The organism is Streptomyces sp. NPDC101178, from assembly GCF_044767965.1.
GTDB lineage: Bacteria > Actinomycetota > Actinomycetes > Streptomycetales > Streptomycetaceae > Streptomyces.
This window is the reverse complement of sequence record NZ_JBIWOZ010000008.1, coordinates 246,154-266,461: the sequence shown is the minus strand read 5'-3', so window position 1 is coordinate 266,461 and position 20,308 is coordinate 246,154. Positions and strand designations below refer to the sequence as shown.

Below are 20,308 nucleotides of genomic sequence, written 5' to 3'. Positions count from 1 at the left end.
TAGCCAAGATGACAGAGGACCTCTCACCAGCTGAGCGATACCAGGCATCCCGCGCCCGTGCGGCGGAGATGGCGACGGCCCTCGGGCCCTTCCGGGAGATGTACGAGTTCGGGCTGGACCCGTTCCAGATCGAGGCCTGCCAGGCCCTTGAGGCGGGCAAGGGGGTGCTGGTCGCGGCCCCGACGGGATCGGGCAAGACGATCGTCGGAGAGTTCGCCGTGCACCTGGCCCTGGAGCAGGGCCGCAAATGCTTCTACACCACGCCGATCAAGGCGCTCTCCAACCAGAAGTACGCCGATCTGGCCAAGCGGTACGGCGCGGACAAGGTCGGCCTCCTGACCGGCGACAACAGCGTCAACTCCGAGGCGCCGGTGGTCGTGATGACCACCGAGGTCCTGCGGAACATGCTGTACGCGGGCTCGCAGTCGCTCTCCGGCCTCGGTTACGTCGTCATGGACGAGGTGCACTACCTCTCCGACCGCTTCCGGGGCGCGGTGTGGGAGGAAGTGATCATCCACCTCCCGGAGTCGGTGACGCTGGTCTCCCTGTCGGCGACCGTCTCCAACGCGGAGGAGTTCGGCGACTGGCTGGACACCGTGCGCGGCTCCACCGAGGTGATCGTCTCCGAGCACCGCCCGGTGCCGCTCTGGCAGCACGTCATGGCCGGACGCAAGATGTACGACCTCTTCGAGGAGGCCACCGACCACGGCGGCCGCGGCGCCGGACGCCGTGAGGTCAACCCGGACCTGGTCCGCCTCGCCCGCCAGGAGAATCAGAACACCTACAACCCGCGCGACCGCCGCCGCGGCAAGATGGTCCGCGAGGCCGACCGCGAGCGCGAGCGGCGCCAGCGCAGCCGGATCTGGACGCCCGGACGGCCCGAGGTCATCGAGCGGCTGGACAACGAGGGCCTGCTGCCCGCGATCACCTTCATCTTCAGCCGGGCCGGTTGCGAGGCCGCCGTACAGCAGTGCATGTATGCCGGGCTCCGGCTCAACGACGAGGACAAACGGCGTCTCGTGCGCGAGATCGTCGAGGAGCGGACCGCCTCCATCCCCGGCGAGGACCTGCATGTCCTCGGGTACTACGAGTGGCTCGAAGGTCTTGAGCGGGGCATCGCCGCGCACCACGCGGGCATGCTGCCGACGTTCAAGGAGGTCGTCGAGGAACTGTTCGTACGAGGGCTCGTGAAGGCCGTCTTCGCCACCGAGACCCTCGCGCTCGGCATCAACATGCCCGCGCGCTCGGTGGTGCTGGAGAAGCTCGTCAAGTGGAACGGCGAGCAACACGCCGACATCACCCCCGGCGAGTACACCCAGCTCACCGGCCGGGCCGGACGCCGCGGCATCGACGTCGAGGGCCATGCGGTGGTCCTGTGGCAGCGCGGCATGGACCCGACGGCGCTGGCCGGCCTCGCGGGCACCCGTACGTATCCGCTGCGCTCCAGCTTCCGGCCGTCGTACAACATGGCGGTCAACCTGGTGCAGCAGTTCGGGCGGCACAAGTCGCGGGAGCTGCTGGAGACCTCGTTCGCCCAGTTCCAGGCCGACAAGTCGGTGGTCGGGATCTCGCGGCAGGTGCAGCGCAACGAGGAGGGGCTGGAGGGCTACAAGGAGGGCATGACCTGCCACCTCGGTGACTTCGAGGAGTACGCGCGGCTGCGCCGCGACCTCAAGGACCGGGAGACGGAGCTCGCCAAGCAGGGTGCGGCACAGCGGCGTGCGTCGGCGGCCTCCTCGCTGGAGAAGCTGAAGCCGGGCGATGTCATCCATGTGCCGACGGGCAAGTTCGCCGGTCTCGCGCTGGTGCTGGATCCGGGGCTGCCCGCCGGGCGGGCCAACGGGCACCGCGGGTTCGACCACCACGACGGGCCGCGGCCGCTGGTGCTGACCGTCGAACGGCAGGTCAAGCGGCTGGCCTCGATGGACTTCCCGGTGCCGGTGGAGGCGCTGGACCGGATGCGCGTGCCGAAGTCGTTCAACCCGCGCTCGCCGCAGTCCCGGCGCGATCTGGCCTCCGCGCTGCGGACGAAGGCCGGGCACATCGTGCCGGACCGGCACCGCAAGGGCCGGGCGCCGGCCGCCGACGACCGCGAGATCGCCCGGCTGCGGACCGAGCTGCGCGCCCACCCCTGCCACGGGTGCGACGAGCGGGAGGACCACGCGCGGTGGGCCGAGCGCTACCACCGGCTGCAGCGGGACACGCGCCAGCTGGAGCAGCGGATCGAGGGGCGGACGAACACGATCGCCCGGACCTTCGACCGGATCGTCGCGCTCCTGACCGAGATGGACTACCTCCGGGGCAACGAGGTCACGGAGAACGGGCGTCGGCTGGCCCGGCTGTACGGAGAGCTGGACCTCCTCGCCAGTGAGTGTCTGCGGGACGGGGTCTGGGAAGGGCTCAACCCCGCTGAGCTGGCCGCGTGTGTCTCGGCGCTCGTGTACGAGGCACGGCAGGCGGACGACGCGGTCGCGCCGAAGCTGCCGGCCGGGCCCGCCAAGATCGCCATGGGCGAGATGGTGCGGATCTGGGGGCGGCTGGACGCGCTGGAGGAGGACTTCAAGATCAACCAGACGGAGGGGGTCGGACAGCGCGAGCCCGATCTCGGCTTCGCCTGGGCGGTCTACATGTGGGCCTCCGGCCGCACGCTGGACGAGGTGCTGCGCGAGGCGGAGATGCCTGCGGGGGACTTCGTCCGGTGGTGCAAGCAGGTGATCGACGTGCTGGGGCAGGTGGCTGCGGCGGCTCCTCGGGAGGGGAGTGCGGGGGCGAGCTCGGTGGCTCGTAATGCCCGGAAGGCGGTTGACGCGGTGTTGCGAGGGGTTGTGGCGTACAGCTCTGTCGGCTGACACCGGTGACCCTGCGGGGCCCGAGGGGGTGTGGGCGCCCGCGGCAGGCCTGCTCCCCGCCCCGTCCCGGGACCGGGGCTCCGCCCCGGACCTCGCTCCTCAAGCGCAGGAGGGGCTGGAGGAGCCGGGGCGGAGGGGCCGGGAATGCCGCAAGCCGTTACGTGCTGCGGCTCCTCATCGCTGCTCCGGCACAGACCATGCCCAACAGCACCGTCAGGCCGCCGACGATGATGTTGTTGATGACCACTCCGGCGTCCGGGCTGCTCCCGACCACCCAGGTCGACACGATGATCCACGCACCGATCGCGCACATCGCCCAGCTCAGGCCGTACATCCGCTCGGGCATCGCGGTGAAGCCGAGGGCCAGGACCGCGATCGCGATACCCATCACGAGGTTGTGCGTCACCAGGGCGGGCTGGCTGGCCGTGAAGTGAAGCACCCACGGGGAGACGGCGCAGTAGAGGCCGACGAGGAACACCGGCGCGTCCACCAGGGCCACATCGCGGCCGCCCATCATCTTGTCGTACCGTGCGCGCATTTCGGAGGCGTCGGGGTGGCCCGATATGTCACCCCTGAGGTCACTTCTGGCATCCGAGACGTTGCTCATGAGATTTCGTCTCCTTCGCTCCTGCGGGCCCCGACGCCGTGTGGAGTGTGCGCCAGGCGCCCATATCTCCATTTTGCTCTTATATGCGCCTTATGTGTAGTCCTGGATGGCCGGCTCTCCAGGCTTTCTGCGCCACGGTTCGCCGTTGGTCAGTACGTCCTCGGTCCGGAGCCCGATGTCCTTCGGCTCGCCCGCCGTCCATCGCCGGAACCGGTCGAACACGTCCGGCAGGTCCGGGCCACCCGGTCGGCCCGGGACGGTATGTGCGGAGAGATCATCCGGTCGGGCCAGGGGACAGCGAAGGGGGGGGGGGGGGGGGGGCCCCCCGCCCCCCCCCCCCCCCACCCCCCGGGGGGGGGGGGGGGGGCCCGGGCGCACGAACCCGGGGTTGAACGCCCCGGGGGGGGGGGGGCGGGGTCGGTTTTGGGGGTAGAGATCAGCCGGCGGGGCCCGGGCACCGCGAGGGGGGGTGGGCCGCGATCCCCCGCGCCACACCGCCCCTCACACCGAGGTGACTACTTCGGCGGCATCAGGACCGAGTCGACGATGTACACCGTCGCGTTGGCGGTCGGGACGTTGCCGCAGACGACCTTCGAGGTGTCGTTCACGGTGTACTCCGTGCCCGAGCCGGCCGTCGTCAGCTTGCTCTTCTCCAGCGTGTCGAAGGAGCCCTTCTCCAGCTGCTGCGGCGTCAGCTTCTGGCCCACCACGTGGTAGGTGAGGACCTTGGTGAGCTCGGCCTTGTTGGCCAGCAGCGCGTCCAGGTCGGCCTTCGGGATCTTGGCGAACGCGTCGTTCGTCGGGGCGAAGACCGTGATGTTCTCGGCGTTGTTCAGCGTGTCCACCAGGCCGGCCTGCTTCACGGCGGCCACCAGCGTCGACAGCTCCGGGTTGTTCGACGCGGCCGTCGCGACCGGGTCCTTGGCCATGCCGTCGAACGAGCCCGCGCCGTCCTGCGGCACCGACGCACAGCCCGGACCGAACGGCTTGTCGGTGTTCATGGAGTCGTCGGCGGAGGCGCTCGTCGACGCGGCCGCGCTGGGGGTGGAGCCCGAAGCCGAGTCCTTGGAGGAGTCGCCGGAGGAGCAGGCGGTGAGGGCCAGCGGCAGTACGGCGGCGGTGGCCACGGCGACGGCGGTGCGGCGGAAGCGGAGGGTGTTCATGGTGTGTCTCCTGGAGATCGAAGGTGCTGAGCGGGGGAGAAGATGAGCGGTGCTCAGGGGTTGGGGAGGGGGAGAGGTGGAGGTGCTTGGCGGTGCGGGGTTGCCTCCGGCGTACCGTGGCCCGTCTCCCAGCCGCGGGAGACGGACCTGGTGCCGGAGCCGGCCGTCCGACCAGGAGCCGCCTCGCTCCTGCGGCCGGCCCGGCCTCCCCGACCGGTGGCGGCGCACCGCACGAACGGCTCCCCGGCCGTCCGGGCGGCGCTGCCGCCGCCGACCGCACCGCAGACCGGAACCGCCGACGCGACGGGCCGCCGGCCCACCCCGTCCGCCGCGGTGACCGGCGCCGGCCGGTGCACGTGGGGCGCGGCGGGCGAGGGGGCGGCGCACCGGGCTCCGGGCCCGGTGGCCCGGCCGCCGGGCGTGGCGGACAAGGCGCACGCCGGGCGGGACCGCCGGGACCCGAAGGCCCCGTCCGTCCGCGAAGTGTTCCGTTCTGCTCTCACGCAAGGGATTCGGCGCCCGGCTCCCCGCGGATTGGTCCGGCGTGGGCATTCACTCGATCGAGGTACTTCCGATCATCGACCAATCCTTCCGGCCACCTGCGACGAATGGAGTACGAGGAGCGTCTCCGTACTGCTCCGAACAGCGCAGCAGGCAGGGCCGGAGGGAGACCGGGATGGCACGGGAGCGGCGGCGGACAGCCGTGGTGGGGAGCGGGGTTGCGGGACTGACCGCCGCCCATGTTCTGCGCAAGGCGCACGACGTCACGCTGTACGAGGCGGACGACCGCGTCGGCGGCCACGCCCACACGCATGAGCTGGGCGCGTCCGACGGCCGGGTCCACCGCGTCGACTCCGGCTTCATCGTGCACAACCGGCGGACCTACCCGCACCTCCTGCGGCTCTTCGACGAACTGGGCGTCGCCACCCAGGAGTCCGAGATGTCGATGTCCGTACGGTGTGAAGGGTGCGGCCTGGAGTACGCCGGTGCCCGCGGGCCCGTCGGGCTCTTCGCCCAGCCGCGTTCGGCGGTGCGGGGCCCGTACCTGCGGATGCTCGTCGAGGTGACCCGCTTCCACCGCGCCGCCCGCGCGCTGCTGGAGCTGCCGGAGAGCCCGGCCACCGACATGACGCTCGGGGAGTTCGCCCGGCGCGGCCGCTTCTCGCCGTACTTCCGCGCGCACTTCCTCACGCCCATGGTCTCCGCCGTCTGGTCCTGCGACCCGGTCACCGCCCTTCGCTATCCGGCCCGCTACCTCTTCGCGTTCCTGGCCCACCACGGCATGCTCACCATCGGCGACTCGCCGGTCTGGCGGACCGTCACCGGGGGCTCGCGCGCCTACGTCGAACGCGTCGTCAAACAGCTCACCGCCGTCCACACCGCCACCCCGGTCCGCGCCATCACCCGCCACGCGGGCGGCGTCGAGCTCACCACAGAGGACGGCACCACCACCCCGTACGACGCCGTCGTCATCGCGACCCACCCGGATCAGGCGCTCCGGCTGCTGGCCGACCCGACCGACGCCGAACGGGCCACGCTCGGCGCCTTCACGTACTCCCGCAACCCCACGCTCCTGCACACCGACACCACGCTGCTGCCGCGCAGCCGGGGCGCCAGGGCCTCCTGGAACTACCTGATGCCCTCCTGCGCCGCCGACGCCGACCGGGTCACCGTCAGCTACGACATGAACCGGCTCCAGCGGCTCGACGCGCCCGAGACCTTCGTCGTCACGCTGAACGGCTCCGACCGGGTCGATCCCGATGCCGTACGCGCCCGCATGGTCTACGAACACCCCGTCTACACGCCGGAGTCCGTCTCCGCGCAGGCCCGGCTGCCCGCTCTGTCCGGGGCCGTCACCGCCTTCGCCGGGGCGTACCACGGGTGGGGCTTCCACGAGGACGGCTGCCGGTCCGGCGTCGAGGCCGCCGCCGCGCTGGGGGTGACGTGGTGAGCGCCGCCGCCCTGTACCCGTGCGCCATCACGCACGTACGGACCAGGCCCAGCAGGTACGCGCTCCGGCACCGGACCTACCTGTGGCTCATCGACCCGGACGCCCCGCCCCGGCTGCCGCGCGTCCTGCGGCCGCTGGCCCGGTTCGATCCCCGCGACCACTTCGGCGGCACTGCCCCCACCATCCGGGCCGGCCTGAGCCGGTTTCTCGAAGCCCGTGGGGTGGACCTCGCCGACTCCACCGTCACCATGCTCACCCAGGCCCGCGTCCTCGGCCATGTCTTCAACCCGCTCACCGTCTACTGGTGCCGCCGCGCCGACGGCTCCCCGCTCTGTGTCGTGGCCGAGGTGCACAACACCTACGGCGAACGCCACGGCTATCTGCTGCATCCGGACGGCGAGCACCGGGCCACGGTCGGCAAGGAGTTCTACGTCTCGCCGTTCTTCGCCGTCGACGGCGGCTACCGGATGCGGCTGCCCGAACCCGGTGAGCGGCTCGACCTGACCGTCCATCTGGAGCGCGAGGGCGGCCGTCCGTTCACCGCGACCGTACGGGGCACCCGCCGCCGGGCCACCCCGAAGGCGCTGGCCCGTCTCGCCCTGCGCCACCCGCTCTCCACCGTCGCCGTCTCCCTCGCCATCCGGCTGCACGGCATCCGGCTCTATCTGCGCGGCCTCCCCGTGCAGCCCCGCCCCCACCACCGCCCACAGGAAGGCATGCAGTGACCGCGCCCACCCACCAGCTGCCGGCAGACCGGACCCCCGACCCGGCAGCGCCCGTCCCCGCGCAGAGGGGCCACGACGACCGGCCCGCGGACCGGCGGCAGCCCGCCGCCGACCCCGAGCGCTGGCCCGACGTCGTCGCCCGCCCCCGTGCCTCCCGCGCCCGGACCGCCCTCGCGAAACGGATCGTCCGCCGCGCGCTCGCCGGCCTCCCGCTGCGCGTCCGGCTCGCGGGCCGGGACGACATCGGCCTCGGCGGGCCCCTGATGGACATCCGCGACCCCGACGCCTTCTTCCGGCGGATCGGCGCGAGCGGGCTCATCGGCTTCGGCGAGTCCTACATGGCCGGCGAATGGGACGCGCCGGACCTCGTCGCCGTCCTCACGGTCCTCGCCGACAACGCGGCGGAACTGGTCCCCGCCCCGCTGCAACGGCTGCGCTCCCTCTGGGCGTTGCGCAAGCCCTCCGCCCAGCTGAACACGCCCGAAGGCTCACGGGACAACATCAGCCACCACTACGACCTCTCCAACGACCTCTTCGCCCTCTTCCTGGACGAGACGCTCTCCTACTCCTCCGCCGTCTTCCGCACCTTCCCCGCCGAACACGCGCTGCTGCCCGCCGCCCAGCACCGCAAGATCGACCTCCTGCTGGACGCCGCCGACGTCGGCGAGGGGACCCGGCTCCTGGAGATCGGCACCGGCTGGGGCGAGCTGGCCCTGCGGGCGGCCGCCCGAGGCGCGCGGGTCGTCTCCGTCACACTCTCCGAGGAGCAGCGCGAACTGGCCCGCACACGCATCCGCGAGGCCGGCTTCGAGGACCGGGTCGAGGTCCGGCTCTGCGACTACCGCCAGGTCACCGGCGAGTACGACGCCATCGTCAGCGTCGAGATGATCGAGGCGGTCGGCGAGGAGTTCTGGCCGGTCTACTTCGAGACCCTGGACCGGCTGCTCGCGCCCGGCGGCCGGGTCGCACTCCAGGCCATCACGATGCCGGACGACCGGCTGCGCGCCAGCCGCTCCACGTACACCTGGATCCACAAGTACATCTTCCCGGGCGGACTCCTGCCCTCCACCGAGGCGATCGAGCGGATCACCACCGAGCACACCCGACTGCGGACCGCCCGGCGCACCGGGTTCGGCGCACACTACGCGGAGACGCTGCGCCTGTGGCGCGAACGGTTCACCGAGCGCTCCGCCGAGGTCGACGCCCTCGGCTTCGACGCCGTCTTCCGCCGTATGTGGACCTTCTACCTGGCCTATTCGGAGGCGGGCTTCCGCTCCGGCTACCTCGATGTGCAGCAACTGCTCCTGACCCGTGAACCGACCCAGCAGGAGACCCCGTGACCACCACCGCCAACCGGCCGCCTGCGAAGCCGGCCGTCCGCCGCGCCACCCCCACCGGCGCCGCCCAGCGCCTGGAACCCCTCGCCGAGCGGCTGCTCGGCGGCGGGCTGCCGGTCCGGGTCCGGATGTGGGACGGCAGCGAGACCGGACCCGAGAACGCACCCACGGTCCACGTACGTTCCCGGCGCGCGCTGCGCCGCCTGCTCTGGGAGCCGGGCGAACTCGGCTTGGCAGAGGCGTACATCACCGGCGAGATCGACCTCGACGAAGACCTCGGCGACGGGCTGCGCGCCATGCGCCGCGCGGTCGCCGAACGCGGCCTCACCCCGCCCGCGCCCTCCCTCGCCGACCGCCTCAGGGCCGCGGGCACCGCCCTGCGCCTCGGCGCCGTAGGGCCCCGCCCACCGGTCCCGGCGGCCCGGGCCGGCCTGCGCGGGGCGCTGCACAGCAAAGCCCGCGACCGGGCGGCGATCAGCCACCACTACGACCTCTCCAACGCCTTCTACGCGCTGCTCCTCGACGAGACCATGGCGTACTCCTGCGGCTACTGGACCAGCGACGCCCCCGGCTACGGCCCGGCCGACGCCCAGCGCGACAAGCTGGAGCTGATCTGCCGCAAGCTCGGACTCCGGCCCGGCGCCCGCCTGCTGGACATCGGCTGCGGCTGGGGCTCGCTGACCCTGTACGCGGCCCAGCACCACGGTGTCCGGGTCACCGCCGTCACGCTCGCCGCCGAACAGGCCGCGTACGTACGAGGACAGGTGGCGACACGCGGTCTGGAGGAGCTGGTCGAGGTCCTCAACATCGACTACCGGGACATCGCGGAGCGGCCGGAGACCCGGGGCGCGTACGACGCCGTATCCACGATCGAGATGGGCGAGCACGTCGGGGACGCCGAGTACCCGGCCTTCACCCGCATCCTGCACGACTCGCTGCGGCCTCAGGGCCGGGTGCTCGTCCAGCAGATGTCGCGCGGCGCCAACGCGCCAGGCGGCGGCGCGTTCATCGAGTCGTACATCGCTCCGGACATGCACATGCGGCCGGTCGGCCAAACCGTCGGGCTGCTGGAGGGCTCCGGGCTCGAAGTGCGGGACGTGGAAGCCCTGCGCGAGCACTACGTCCTGACCGTGGACGCCTGGCGCCGGACGCTGGAGGAGCGGTGGGCGGAGTTCGTCGCGCTGGTGGGGGAGGAGACCGCGCGCGTCTGGCGGCTCTACCTCGTCGGTGGCGCGCTCGCGTTCGAGGAGCGGCGCATGGGCGTCGACCAGATCCTGTGCGTACGGCCCGACCGGGCGGGGAAGGCCGCGATGCCCGCCACACGGCGTGACTGGTACGGGACTCCGGCGGCGGACCGGTGAGCGGTTTCGCCTGGGCCGCGTTCGCGAGCGGGCTCGCGGGCGCGGCCGGCGCCGCCCTCGCGGTCATGTTGGTCACCTTCGCCATCGCCCTGAAGAAGGGCGTCCACCGCATCGTCGACGTCGCCTGGGGCGTCGGGTTCGCCGCCGTCGCCCTCGTCTCGTACGGCCTCTCGGCGGGGGAGGGCGACGACACGCGGCGGCTGGTGGTGACCGTGCTGACCGTGGTCTGGGGGCTGCGGCTCGCCGTCCACATCGGGCGGCGCGGGCGCGGCCACGGGGAGGACCCGCGCTACGAGAAGATGCTCGCCAAGGCCCCCGGCCACCCGCAGCTCTACGCCCTGCGCAAGGTCTACCTGCTCCAGGGCGCGCTGGTCTGGCTGGTCTCGCTGCCGGTCCAGGCCGCGCACTATCTGACCGGGCCCCTGGTGTGGTGGGCCTGGGCGGGTGCGGTGCTGTGGGCGGTCGGGCTCGCCTTCGAGGGGATCGGGGACCATCAGCTCGCCCGGTTCAAGGCCGACCCCGCCAACAAGGGGAAGATCATGGACCGGGGGCTGTGGTCGTGGACCCGGCACCCGAACTACTTCGGTGACTTCTGCGTCTGGTGGGGCCTGTTCCTCTTCGTCTGCCAGGCGCCCGCTGCCGCCGCCGCGACGGTCGTCGCCCCGCTGGTGATGACGTTCCTGCTCACGAAGGGGAGCGGGGCGGCCCTGCTGGAGCGCCATATGGCCGACCGCCCCGGTTTCACCGCGTACCAGGCCCGCACCAGCGGGTTCTTCCCCCGGCCGCCGCGTCGCGGCTGAAGGCGATCACCTCATCGCCTCCACTCTCGCGATGATCATGGTCGGGGCCGTTTCGAACAGGACGTCCGGGGGCTCGACGGCGGCTGCGGCTGCGAGGCGACGCAGGTGCGGGAGTTCCCCGGCTGCCGGGTCCGGTGGCATGCCGGTCCGTGCGGCCGGGTCGGAACCGGGCGGTGGCCGGTCGTTCCGACAGACGGCGACGATCTCCCCGAGCGGGTCACGCCGATCGGCCACGTAGTTGTAGAGGGTCAGAGTGGGGCGGCCGTCGCGGCGACCGGATCATCTTGGCCGGACCGCGCCCACGCCTGCTGGTTCTCCCCGGTACCGAGGACATGGCCGAGTACCGCGACCTCCGGTTCCCCCTCGACGCCGCCCTCAAGGCAGCCCTCTGATCATCGTCGTGGGACCGCTCACCGGAGGCATCGCCGCTCTGATCGCCTGACAGCGGGAGCGGCACTCGTGACGGGCTGAGCCGAGGGGGTGGTGCCAGCGGTGCGGGTTCGGACTCGCGTCCGGCGTGCCGGGCCGCTCAGTCCAGCCCGCGCGCCTTCTCGAACCGCGCCCGCGCCTCGCCGAGATCGACCACCGGCGCCGGATAGTCCAGCCCGTCCACCTTCCACGGCGCGTGGACCGCGGACCCCTTCACCCCGGCCAGCTCCGGAACCCACCGGCGTACGTAATCGCCGTGCGGGTCATAGCGCTTGGCCTGGGTCAGCGGATTGAGGACCCTGTTGGGCCGGGTGTCGGTGCCGGTGCCCGCGACCCACTGCCAGTTGAGCTGGTTGTTGGCGATGTCGCCGTCGACCAGCAGCTCCAGGAAGTGCCGTGCGCCGACGCGCCAGTCCACGTACAGCGTCTTGGTGAGGAAGCTCGCGGCGAGCAGCCGGCCCCGGTTGTGCATCCACCCCTCGTGCGCCAGCTGCCGCATCGCCGCGTCCACCACGGGGTAGCCGGTGTGCCCGGTCTTCCAGGCGGTGATCTCGTCCTCGTCCGAGCGCCAGCGGTCCCGGCGCGGCCGGTAGTCGGACCAGGAGGCGTCGTGGCGGGCCGCCAGGACCTGGTGGTGGAAGTCTCGCCAGGCCAGCTGCCGGACGAACGCCTCGCCGCCAGGACCGCCCTTCTCCTGCGCACGGGTGGCCAGTTCGGCGGCGGAGACCGTACCGAAGTGGAGGTGCGGCGAGAGCCGGGAGGTGGCGTCGCCGGCGAGGTCGTCGTGGCCGTCCGCATAGTCGGCCAGGTCGCCGTTGAGCCAGGACGTCACCAGTTTGCGGCCCGCCTGTTCGCCGCCGTCCGCCAGGCCGGGCGAGACGCCCTTGACCTGGTCCCGGTCCGGCAGGTCGTCCGAGGATAGACCGCCGTCCGGCAGCCGGACCGTGCGGGGCGCGCTCAGTGTGCCCCGTACCCCCGCCGCCTCCCAACGGCGGAAGTACGGGGTGAACACCGCGAAGTGGTCCTTGCCCGCCGGGACCACCCGGCCCGGAGCGAGCGCGGTGACCACCGCGTCATGGATGCGCAGTTCGCAGCCGCTGTCCGCCAGGGCGGTACGCAGCTGCTCCTCACGCCGTGCCGCGTACCCGCTCACCCCGGCTGCCATGTGCACCGCGCCGGCCCCGGTCTCCTCGACCAGCCGGCGCACCTCCGTGGCCACCGAGCCCGTACGGACGATGAGCCGGCCGCCCCGTTTCCGCAGCCCGGCATTCAGGTCCGCCAGGCAGTCGGCGAGGAACGCGAGCCGGTTGGGGGCGTCGAACCCGGCCCGGTGGACGGCGTCGTCCCGGACGAAGAGCGGGACGACCTGGTCCGCGTCCCGCAGGGCGGAACGCAGCACCGGGTTGTCGTGCAGACGCAGATCGGAGGTGAACAGCACCACCGCGACGCTCATGGAACGCATGCTCCTTGCAGAGGGGGGTAGGCGAACGGTCAGGCGGCCGGGAAGTCCATCACGGCCACCGGATCGGACGTCGGTTCGGCCGATCCGCCCGCCGGCTCGACCGTGATGCCCATGCCTGTCGCCCGGTCCACGGGTCCGTCCAGCAGCACCGCGTCATCGCTCGCCGAAGGGTCCATCAGACCGGCCGAGCGCATGGTGCCCCCGTCGTTGAACCAGAGCTGGTAGACCTTGCCGCTCGGCGGCCGCTCCATCCCCGAGGCCAGGATCACCGCCTGGTTCCGGTCCTGGGAGACGACGACGGTGGCGCGTGCGCCGCCGCCCAGATCGCTCGACGTGGTCTTCGCGTCGGGCGCGGAGAGTACCTCGGCCAGCTGCTCGCTCTGCCGCGTGGCCTCGTTCGCCTCCTGGCGGGCGTCCTGCGCCACCTGGTTCTGCCACACCGCCACTCCGCCGAAGGCGGCCGCCGCCGCGATGCAGGCGGCGAGCGCGTAGCTGGACCAGCGGCCGGTGCGGCCACCGCCGCCCGTGCGTCCCGTTCTGCCGTGCGACGGCGTCTCCTGGCGTACGGTCGTGATCTCCGCCAGCACCCTCGCGCGCAGCTCGCGCGGCGGGGACTCGGCGACGGCGAGCCCGAGCCGGGCGGCCGTGGCCGACAGCTCCCGCACCTCCTGGGTGCAGGCCTCGCAGTCGCTCAGATGCCGCTCGAACTCGCGGCGCTCGTCCTCCGGCAGCGCATGCAGGGCATAGGCCCCGGTCAGCGTGTGCAGATCGGCCGTGGTCATGCGCTCACCCCCAGGCAGTCGCGCAGCCGGATGAGGCCGTCGCGGAGTCGTGTCTTGATGGTGCCCAGTGGCACAGTGAGGAGCTCTGCCACCTCACGGTAGGTCAGGCCCTGGTAGTAGGCCAGGGTGACGGACTGTCGCTGGAGTTCGGACAGGGTCCGCAGACAGCGGCGTACCTGCTCTCTCTCCAGCCGGGTCTCCACCTGTTCGGAGACCTCGTCGAAGGCGGGCGTCCGGTCCAGGAGCGCCGCCTTGTGCTCGCGGGCCGCCGACGCCTCGGCCGAGCGGACCCGGTCGACGGCCCGGTGGTGGGCCAGGGTCAGCACCCAGTTCATCGCGCTGCCCCGGGCGGCCTGGAAGCGGGGGGCGGTACGCCACACCTCCACCAGCACCTCCTGGGCGACCTCCTCCGACTGGGCCGGATCGCGGAGCACGCTGCGGACGAGGCCGAGCACAGGCCCGGAGACCGCGTCGTACACCTTGGCGAACGCGTCCTGGTCCCCGCGCGCGACCCGCACCATGAGTTCCTGCAAGTCAGGCTCCGGCGAGGGCACCCCGCTCATCTGTACGGCTTGGTTCACGCGGGTTTCCTCCCGGGACGTCATCGCTTCCGGGAATGGTTCGGAGCCGATGGCCGTGCGGATTGGTCCAGTGCCCGCGATCTTTCCAGAATCTGTTCCGCCCGACCGTGCGACGCAGCGGCGCGATTCAGCCGCGCCCGCTCACCCGGCGGCGGACGGACTTCGCCCACCGCCGGGACCGGCGGTGGGCGAAGTCCTGGACGCCTGCGGCGCGGGGCCTACGCGGCCGCTGCCGGGCCCTCCTGCTCGCGCTCCACCTGCTCGTTCCACTCGCGCTTGACCGCGCGCCAGGCGTCGTCGTTCTGGCCGAGGCGCCAGTAGCCGGAGATCGACAGCTGGGCGAGCGGGATCTGCCGCTCCACGCGCAGGTGGCGGCGGATCTCCTTCACGAAGCCCGCCTCGCCGTGCACGAACGCCTGGACCTCGCCCTCCGGGAAGTCCAGCCCCTTCACGGCCGCGGTCACCAGCTCGCCGACGGGCCGGTCGCCGCGGTGCAGCCAGGTCACCTCCACCCCGTCGGGCGTCACGATCTTCTGCTCCTCCGAGGCGTCCGGCACCTCGACGAAGGCGTGCACCAGGGCGCCCGCCGGCATCTGCTCCAGCGACGCGGCGATCGCCGGCAGCGCGCTCTCGTCGCCGGCCAGGAGGTGCCAGCCGGCCGAGGCCTGCGGCCCGTAGCCGCCGCCGGGGCCGAGGAAGGTGACCTGCTCGCCGACCTGGGCGCGCCGTGCCCACGGGCCCGCGAGGCCCTCGTCGCCGTGGACGACGAAGTCGACCGCCATCTCCCGGGCGACCGGGTCCCACGAGCGGATCGTGTACGTACGGGTGGTGGGCCACAGCTCGCGCGGGTGGCTCTCACGGATGGCCGCGATGTCGAACGGGTGCGCGTAGTCGGCGCCCTCGGGCGCGAAGCACAGCTTGATGTAGTGGTCGGTGAAGCCGTCCAGGGAGAAGCCGGCGAGCCCCTCGCCGCCGAGGACCACGCGCACCATGTGCGGGGTGATCTGCTCGGTGCGCACGACCTGCGCCCCCTGGGCCTTGGGTCCTTGCCGGGCCGGCCGCTCTGCCACGAGGTACTCCCTGGGTTGTGACGTACGGGCCCACTCGTCGGTGGACGGGTGAGCGCGGCGTACGTGTCGGCACATGGGGCCGGACACCTCCGGCCCCGATGACTTAGGTATGCCTAAGTTAACACCTCAGGCCTGGAGTGTGGTGAGGAGACGCTGAAGCGCCCCGCCCAGCCCCCACTGCTCGGCAAGCGCTTCCAGCGCGGCCGGGTCGCGCGGCTCGCGGGGCAGCGCCGGGTCGAAATCGGGCAGCGGCACGTCCTGGGCCACCCGCACGACCTTCGGCGCGACCGCCACGTAATCCCACGCCTCGTCCAGCCGCTTGCGCTGCGAGGGGGTGAGCTTCGCCTGGGGATCGTCCACCGCCGCCATGATCCCGGCCAGGTCCCCGTACGCGTCCAGCAGCTTGGCCGCCGTCTTCTCGCCGATGCCGGGCACGCCCGGGAGGCCGTCGCTCGGGTCGCCGCGGAGCAGGGCCAGGTCCACATAGCCCGCGCCGTCCACGCCGTACTTCTCGCGGAGCCACGCCTCGTCGGTCAGCTGGAGCGTGCCGACGCCCTTGAGGGGATAGAGCACCCGCACCCGCCGGGCGTCGTCGACCAGCTGATAGAGGTCGCGGTCGCCCGTCACGATGTCCACCGGGCCGGTCGCCCGGGCGGTGAGCGTGCCGATCACGTCGTCCGCCTCGTACGGCGTCACGCCGACGCGGGCGATCCCCAGCGCGGCCAGCACGTCCTCGATGATCGGGACCTGTGGGGAGAGGGTGTCGGGGACCTCCTCCTCGTCGGTCTGCCCGGCCGGCGTCTCCTCGGCCACCCGGTGCGCCTTGTACGTCGGGATCAGGTCCACCCGCCACTGCGGGCGCCAGTCGTTGTCCCAGCAGGCGACCAGCTCGTCGGGCCGGTGGTCCTGGACCAGGCGGGCGATGAAGTCGAGGAGTCCGCGCACGGCGTTGACCGGGGTCCCGTCCGGCGCGCGCACCGAGTCGGGGACGCCGAAATAGGCGCGGAAGTAGAGAGAGGCGGTGTCGAGGAGCATCAGGCGTCGCGTCACCCAACCGATGATGCCCCACGCCGCTGACAGTCGCCGTCGATGGCTCCCGGTGACCGGCGCGCACGCCTGTGGTGACCTGGAACACATTTCCGTTTGGTCTGTGTAAGTGCGGGCAGGCGCGCCATCGGAGCGGACCACGTCGCATTTTCAACTAATGCATGTGCCATGCGGGCCGAAACCGCACTGCTCCACGGTCTGCCGGCGGGGGTGGCAGACCGTTTTTCAGTTCGACCCGTGAGGTGGATGTGTCCAGGCTGCAAGCCGAGAACTTGTACAAAGTGTTCGGCCGACGACCCGATCAAGCCGTCCGGAAGCTGGAGGGCGGCGCGGACCGCGACGAACTCCGCGCCGACGGAACCACCGCAGCGGTGATCGACGCCTCCTTCACGGTGGAGCCGGGCCAGATCTTCGTCGTGATGGGCCTGTCCGGCTCGGGCAAGTCCACGCTGCTCCGGATGCTCAACGGGCTGCTCGAACCCACCGCCGGACGCGTGCTCTTCGACGACCAGGACCTCACCGCCCTGAGCCCCCGCGATCTGCGGAACGTGCGCTCCACCAAGATCAGCATGGTCTTCCAGCACTTCGCGCTCTTCCCCCACCGCAGTGTCCTGGACAACGCCGCGTACGGCCTGGAGGTCCAGGGGGTACCCCGCGCCGAGCGGATCAGGCGGGCCACCGAGGCCCTGGAGCTGACCGGCCTCGCCGGCTGGGAGAACTCCTGGCCCGACGAGCTCTCCGGCGGTATGCAGCAGCGCGTCGGTCTCGCCCGCGCCCTGGCCACCGACGCCGACCTGCTCCTCATGGACGAGTCCTTCAGCGCGCTCGACCCGCTGATCCGGCGCGACATGCAGGACCAGCTCCTGGAGCTCCAGAAGCGGCTGAAGAAGACCATCGTCTTCATCACCCACGACCTCAACGAGGCCATGCGCCTCGGCGACCGGATCGCCGTGATGCGCGACGGCAGGATCGTCCAGCTCGGTACCGCCGAGGACATCCTCGTCACCCCGGCCAACGACTACGTCGCCTCCTTCACCCAGGACGTCGACCGCTCCCGGGTGCTCACCGCGGGCGCCATCATGGCCGAGGCGCACACCGTCATGGGCTCGACCACGACCGACGGCAAGGAGCTGCGCACCCCGCAGGACGTCCTCGCCGCGGCCCCCGCCACGGTCACGGAGTCCACGCCGATCATCGAGCTGTTCACCCCCTGCTCGCAGAGCGCGGACCCGGTGGCCGTCACCGACGCCAAGGGCAAGCTCGTCGGCGTCGTGCCCAGCTCCCGGCTGCTCGCCGTGCTCGGCGACCCGATGACACCCACCGAGGCCCTCAAGGACTCCGTGGCATCCAAGGACTCCGGGTCACCGGACAAGACGCTCCCTGACAACGATGCCGTGAAGAAGGTGGCCAGTGTTTAGGCTCCCTCTCGGCGAATGGGTCGACTCCGCCGTCGACTGGCTCCAGACCCACCTCGCCTGGCTGTTCGACGCGATCAGCTCCATCGTCAGCGGCATGTTCGACGGCATAGCCGCCGTCCTCTCCGCCCCCCACCCGCTCCTCTTCGCGGGCATCGTCGCGATCATCGCCTGGTGGCTGCGCGGCCTGCCCGCCGGGCTGCTGGCCTTCGTCGGATTCGCCCTCATCGACTCCGTCGAGCTGTGGGCCGAGGCGATGGACACGCTCACCCTGGTGCTCGTCGCCACCCTGGTCACGCTGCTCATCGCCGTACCGCTCGGCATCTGGGCCTCCCGGTCCAAGACCGTCAGCGCGGTGGTCCGGCCGGTCCTGGACTTCATGCAGACCATGCCCGCCATGGTCTACCTGATCCCCGGCGTCATCTTCTTCGGCGTCGGCGTGGTCCCCGGCATCATCGCCACCATCATCTTCGCGCTGCCCCCGGGCGTCCGGATGACCGAGCTCGGCATCCGCCAGGTCGACGGCGAACTCGTCGAGGCGGCCGAGGCCTTCGGCACCACCTCGCGCAACACCCTGCTCCGCATCCAGCTGCCGCTCGCGCTGCCCACGATCATGGCCGGCATCAACCAGGTCATCATGCTGGGCCTGTCCATGGTCGTCATCGCGGGCATGGTCGGCGGCGGCGGCCTCGGTGGCTCCGTCTACCGCGCCATCGGCAACATCGACGTCGGCCTCGGCTTCGAGGCGGGCATCTCCATCGTCATCCTCGCCATGTACCTGGACCGGATGACCGGCGCGCTCGGCCGCGAGGTCTCCCCGCTCGGCCGCCGCGCCGCCGCCAAGGCGCAGGCGTCCGTCGAGGGCTGGAAGATCTGGGCCTACCGCCCGCAGCCCGTCGTCGCGGTCGCCGGCATCGTGGCCCTCGCGCTCGTCGCGGGCGGCATGGGCATCTTCGGCGGCTCCGCCAAGAACACCGCCTCCGGCGCGGACGCGCAGGTCGGCGACGGCAAGAAGATCTCCATCGGCTACATCCCGTGGGACGAGGGCATCGCCTCCACCTTCCTCTGGAAGGAGATGCTGGAACAGCGCGGCTACGAGGTCGACGTCAAGCAGTACGAGGCCGGCGCGCTCTACACCGGCATGGCCAACGGCCAGATCGACTTCCAGACCGACTCCTGGCTCCCCACCACCCATGCCAGCTACTGGAAGAAGTACCAGGACCGCCTGGAGGACATGGGCCCCTGGTACGCCCCCACCTCGCTGGAGCTCGCGGTACCGGCGTACATGAAGGACGTCCGGTCCATGGAGGACCTGAAGGGCCGGGCCTCCGAGTTCAAGGGCCGGATCGTCGGCATCGAGCCGAGCGCCGGTGAGATGGGCCTGCTCAAGGACAAGCTGCTGCCGGGCTACGGCCTGGACAAGGAGTACAAGCTCATCGACGGCTCCACGCCGTCCATGCTGGCCGAGCTGAAGCGCGCGTACGCCAAGAAGGAACCGATCGTCGTTCCGCTCTGGTCGCCGCACTGGGCGTACAACGACTTCGACCTCACCAAGCTCAAGGACCCCAAGGGCCTCTGGGGCAAGGGTGACGGCATCCACACCCTGGCGCGCAAGGGCTTCACCGAGGAGAACCCCACGGTCGCCAAGTGGCTCAAGGACTTCAAGATGAGCGAGGAGCAGCTCACCAGCCTTGAGGCCGAGATCCAGAAGGCCGGCTCCGGCAAGGAGCAGGACGCCGTCCGCACCTGGCTCGAGGCCAACCCGGGCGTCGCCGACAAGTGGTCCCCGGCCCCGAAGGACGCCCAGGCGGCCGGCGGTGACGACGAGCGCAAGCGCCCGGTCGAGGTCGCCTGGTTCCCCTGGGAGGAGGACATCGCCGCCACGTACCTGTGGAAGGCGGTCCTGGAGGAGCGCGGCTACAAGATCAACCTCAAGCAGTTCGAGGTCGGCCCGATGTACGCCGCCATGTCGCGCGGCCAGATCGACGTGCAGTTCGACGGCTGGCTGCCGTACACCCAGAAGAATTACTGGGACAAGTACGGCGACAAGCTGTCCGACCTCGGTTCCTGGTACGGGCCGACCTCCATCGAGGTCGCCGTCCCCGACTACGTCAAGGACGTCAAGACGCTCGACGACCTCAAGGGCAAGGGCGGCGACTTCAAGGGCCGGATCGTCGGCATCGAGCCCGGCACCGCCACCATGGAGAACCTCAAGACGAACGTCCTGCCGAGTTACGGCCTGGACAAGGAGTACAAGGTCCTGGACTCCTCCACGCCCGGGATGCTCGCCGAGCTGAAGCGGGCGTACGCCAAGAAGGAGCCCATCGCCGTCCTGCTCTGGACCCCGCACTGGGCGTACAACGAGTACGGCATGACCAAGCTGAAGGACCCCAAGAAGACGTTCGGTGACGGCGACCGGCTGCACACCATCGCCTCCAAGGAGTTCCCGAAGCAGTACCCGCAGCTCACCAAGTGGTTCAAGAACTTCAAGCTCGACGAGAAGCAGCTCGGCGGCCTGGAGAACGAGATCCAGAAGCGCGGCGCGGGCCACGAGGAGGAAGCCGTGAAGGCCTGGATGGACGAAAATCCCGGCATCGCGGACACCATGGCACCCCAGTAGGGGTTCCGGAACGCGAAAAGCGCAGGTGAGGGGTGGGCGCCGCCGTCGGGCGGGGCCCACCCCTTCCGGCTGTCCGGGGGGCCGATAACCGGACGTCTCGCGCAACCAT

16 protein-coding genes are annotated in these 20,308 nt (G+C 71.4%); 8 read left to right on the top strand and 8 right to left on the bottom strand.

Annotation, left to right across the window (positions count from 1 at the left end; genetic code table 11):
* Positions 1-8: 8 nt before the first annotated feature.
* On the top strand, positions 9-2,849 hold the full coding sequence (locus ACIRR8_RS23670) for a DEAD/DEAH box helicase (protein WP_404068140.1): 2,841 nt from the start codon (positions 9-11) through the stop codon (positions 2,847-2,849).
* A 157-nt stretch (positions 2,850-3,006) separates the two neighbouring features.
* On the opposite strand, the gene ACIRR8_RS23665 is transcribed toward ACIRR8_RS23670, so the two are convergent.
* On the bottom strand, positions 3,007-3,456 hold the full coding sequence (locus ACIRR8_RS23665; RefSeq protein WP_404068137.1) for an SPW repeat protein: 450 nt from the start codon (positions 3,454-3,456) through the stop codon (positions 3,007-3,009).
* A gap of 515 nt (positions 3,457-3,971) precedes the next feature.
* Entirely contained in the window at positions 3,972-4,619 is a 648-nt protein-coding gene (locus ACIRR8_RS23660) for a fasciclin domain-containing protein (RefSeq protein ID WP_404068134.1), read from the bottom strand.
* A gap of 676 nt (positions 4,620-5,295) precedes the next feature.
* On the opposite strand from ACIRR8_RS23660, the gene ACIRR8_RS23655 reads away from it, so the two are divergent.
* From ACIRR8_RS23655 to ACIRR8_RS23635, 5 genes are read left to right on the top strand one after another with little or no spacing between them, the layout of a single operon-like run.
* A complete protein-coding gene (locus ACIRR8_RS23655; RefSeq protein WP_404068132.1) occupies positions 5,296-6,570 on the top strand; it encodes an NAD(P)/FAD-dependent oxidoreductase in 1,275 nt (424 codons plus the stop codon).
* A complete protein-coding gene (locus tag ACIRR8_RS23650) occupies positions 6,567-7,295 on the top strand; it encodes a DUF1365 domain-containing protein (RefSeq protein WP_404068129.1) in 729 nt (242 codons plus the stop codon). Before ACIRR8_RS23655 ends, ACIRR8_RS23650 begins: the two co-directional genes overlap by 4 nt.
* On the top strand, positions 7,292-8,635 hold the full coding sequence (locus tag ACIRR8_RS23645) for a class I SAM-dependent methyltransferase (protein ID WP_404068126.1): 1,344 nt from the start codon (positions 7,292-7,294) through the stop codon (positions 8,633-8,635). Before ACIRR8_RS23650 ends, ACIRR8_RS23645 begins: the two co-directional genes overlap by 4 nt.
* Positions 8,632-9,993, top strand: coding sequence for a class I SAM-dependent methyltransferase (locus tag ACIRR8_RS23640; protein WP_404068123.1), 1,362 nt, complete (start codon positions 8,632-8,634; stop codon positions 9,991-9,993). Before ACIRR8_RS23645 ends, ACIRR8_RS23640 begins: the two co-directional genes overlap by 4 nt.
* The gene (locus ACIRR8_RS23635; RefSeq protein WP_404068121.1) at positions 9,990-10,793 is read left to right on the top strand and encodes a DUF1295 domain-containing protein; all 804 of its coding nucleotides are present in this window, start codon (positions 9,990-9,992) and stop codon (positions 10,791-10,793) included. The genes ACIRR8_RS23640 and ACIRR8_RS23635 overlap by 4 nt, the downstream gene beginning before the upstream one ends.
* A gap of 6 nt (positions 10,794-10,799) precedes the next feature.
* On the opposite strand, the gene ACIRR8_RS23630 is transcribed toward ACIRR8_RS23635, so the two are convergent.
* The 6 genes from ACIRR8_RS23630 to ACIRR8_RS23605 form a co-directional block, all read right to left on the bottom strand.
* Complete coding sequence (locus tag ACIRR8_RS23630) at positions 10,800-11,027, bottom strand: hypothetical protein (RefSeq protein ID WP_404068119.1); 228 nt, start codon at positions 11,025-11,027, stop codon at positions 10,800-10,802.
* 295 nt (positions 11,028-11,322) lie between these two features.
* Positions 11,323-12,675: a cryptochrome/photolyase family protein gene (locus ACIRR8_RS23625; protein WP_404068117.1), complete on the bottom strand. Its 1,353-nt coding sequence runs from the start codon at positions 12,673-12,675 to the stop codon at positions 11,323-11,325.
* 38 nt (positions 12,676-12,713) lie between these two features.
* Positions 12,714-13,466, bottom strand: coding sequence for an anti-sigma factor domain-containing protein (locus ACIRR8_RS23620; RefSeq protein WP_404068114.1), 753 nt, complete (start codon positions 13,464-13,466; stop codon positions 12,714-12,716).
* Positions 13,463-14,071, bottom strand: a complete 609-nt coding sequence (locus tag ACIRR8_RS23615) for a sigma-70 family RNA polymerase sigma factor (RefSeq protein WP_404068112.1) — start codon at positions 14,069-14,071, stop codon at positions 13,463-13,465. The genes ACIRR8_RS23620 and ACIRR8_RS23615 overlap by 4 nt, the downstream gene beginning before the upstream one ends.
* A gap of 194 nt (positions 14,072-14,265) precedes the next feature.
* Complete coding sequence (locus ACIRR8_RS23610; protein WP_404068109.1) at positions 14,266-15,117, bottom strand: siderophore-interacting protein; 852 nt, start codon at positions 15,115-15,117, stop codon at positions 14,266-14,268.
* A 126-nt stretch (positions 15,118-15,243) separates the two neighbouring features.
* Complete coding sequence (locus ACIRR8_RS23605; RefSeq protein ID WP_404068573.1) at positions 15,244-16,152, bottom strand: 5'-3' exonuclease H3TH domain-containing protein; 909 nt, start codon at positions 16,150-16,152, stop codon at positions 15,244-15,246.
* A 260-nt stretch (positions 16,153-16,412) separates the two neighbouring features.
* Between ACIRR8_RS23605 and ACIRR8_RS23600 the strand changes: the two genes are divergently transcribed.
* A complete protein-coding gene (locus tag ACIRR8_RS23600; RefSeq protein ID WP_404068106.1) occupies positions 16,413-17,582 on the top strand; it encodes a glycine betaine/L-proline ABC transporter ATP-binding protein in 1,170 nt (389 codons plus the stop codon).
* On the top strand, positions 17,575-20,199 hold the full coding sequence (locus tag ACIRR8_RS23595; protein ID WP_404068104.1) for an ABC transporter permease/substrate binding protein: 2,625 nt from the start codon (positions 17,575-17,577) through the stop codon (positions 20,197-20,199). The genes ACIRR8_RS23600 and ACIRR8_RS23595 overlap by 8 nt, the downstream gene beginning before the upstream one ends.
* The last annotated feature ends 109 nt before the right edge of the window (positions 20,200-20,308 follow it).

Excerpts from the sequence above, each read along its gene's own strand:
- ACIRR8_RS23670 (WP_404068140.1), top strand. The coding sequence starts at position 9 with ATGACAGAGGACCTCTCACCAGCTGAGCGATACCAGGCATCCCGCGCC.
- ACIRR8_RS23665 (WP_404068137.1), bottom strand. The coding sequence starts at position 3,456 with ATGAGCAACGTCTCGGATGCCAGAAGTGACCTCAGGGGTGACATATCG.
- ACIRR8_RS23660 (WP_404068134.1), bottom strand. The coding sequence starts at position 4,619 with ATGAACACCCTCCGCTTCCGCCGCACCGCCGTCGCCGTGGCCACCGCC.
- ACIRR8_RS23655 (WP_404068132.1), top strand. The coding sequence starts at position 5,296 with ATGGCACGGGAGCGGCGGCGGACAGCCGTGGTGGGGAGCGGGGTTGCG.
- ACIRR8_RS23625 (WP_404068117.1), bottom strand. The coding sequence starts at position 12,675 with ATGAGCGTCGCGGTGGTGCTGTTCACCTCCGATCTGCGTCTGCACGAC.
- ACIRR8_RS23620 (WP_404068114.1), bottom strand. The coding sequence starts at position 13,466 with ATGACCACGGCCGATCTGCACACGCTGACCGGGGCCTATGCCCTGCAT.
- ACIRR8_RS23615 (WP_404068112.1), bottom strand. The coding sequence starts at position 14,071 with ATGACGTCCCGGGAGGAAACCCGCGTGAACCAAGCCGTACAGATGAGC.
- ACIRR8_RS23605 (WP_404068573.1), bottom strand. The coding sequence starts at position 16,152 with ATGCTCCTCGACACCGCCTCTCTCTACTTCCGCGCCTATTTCGGCGTC.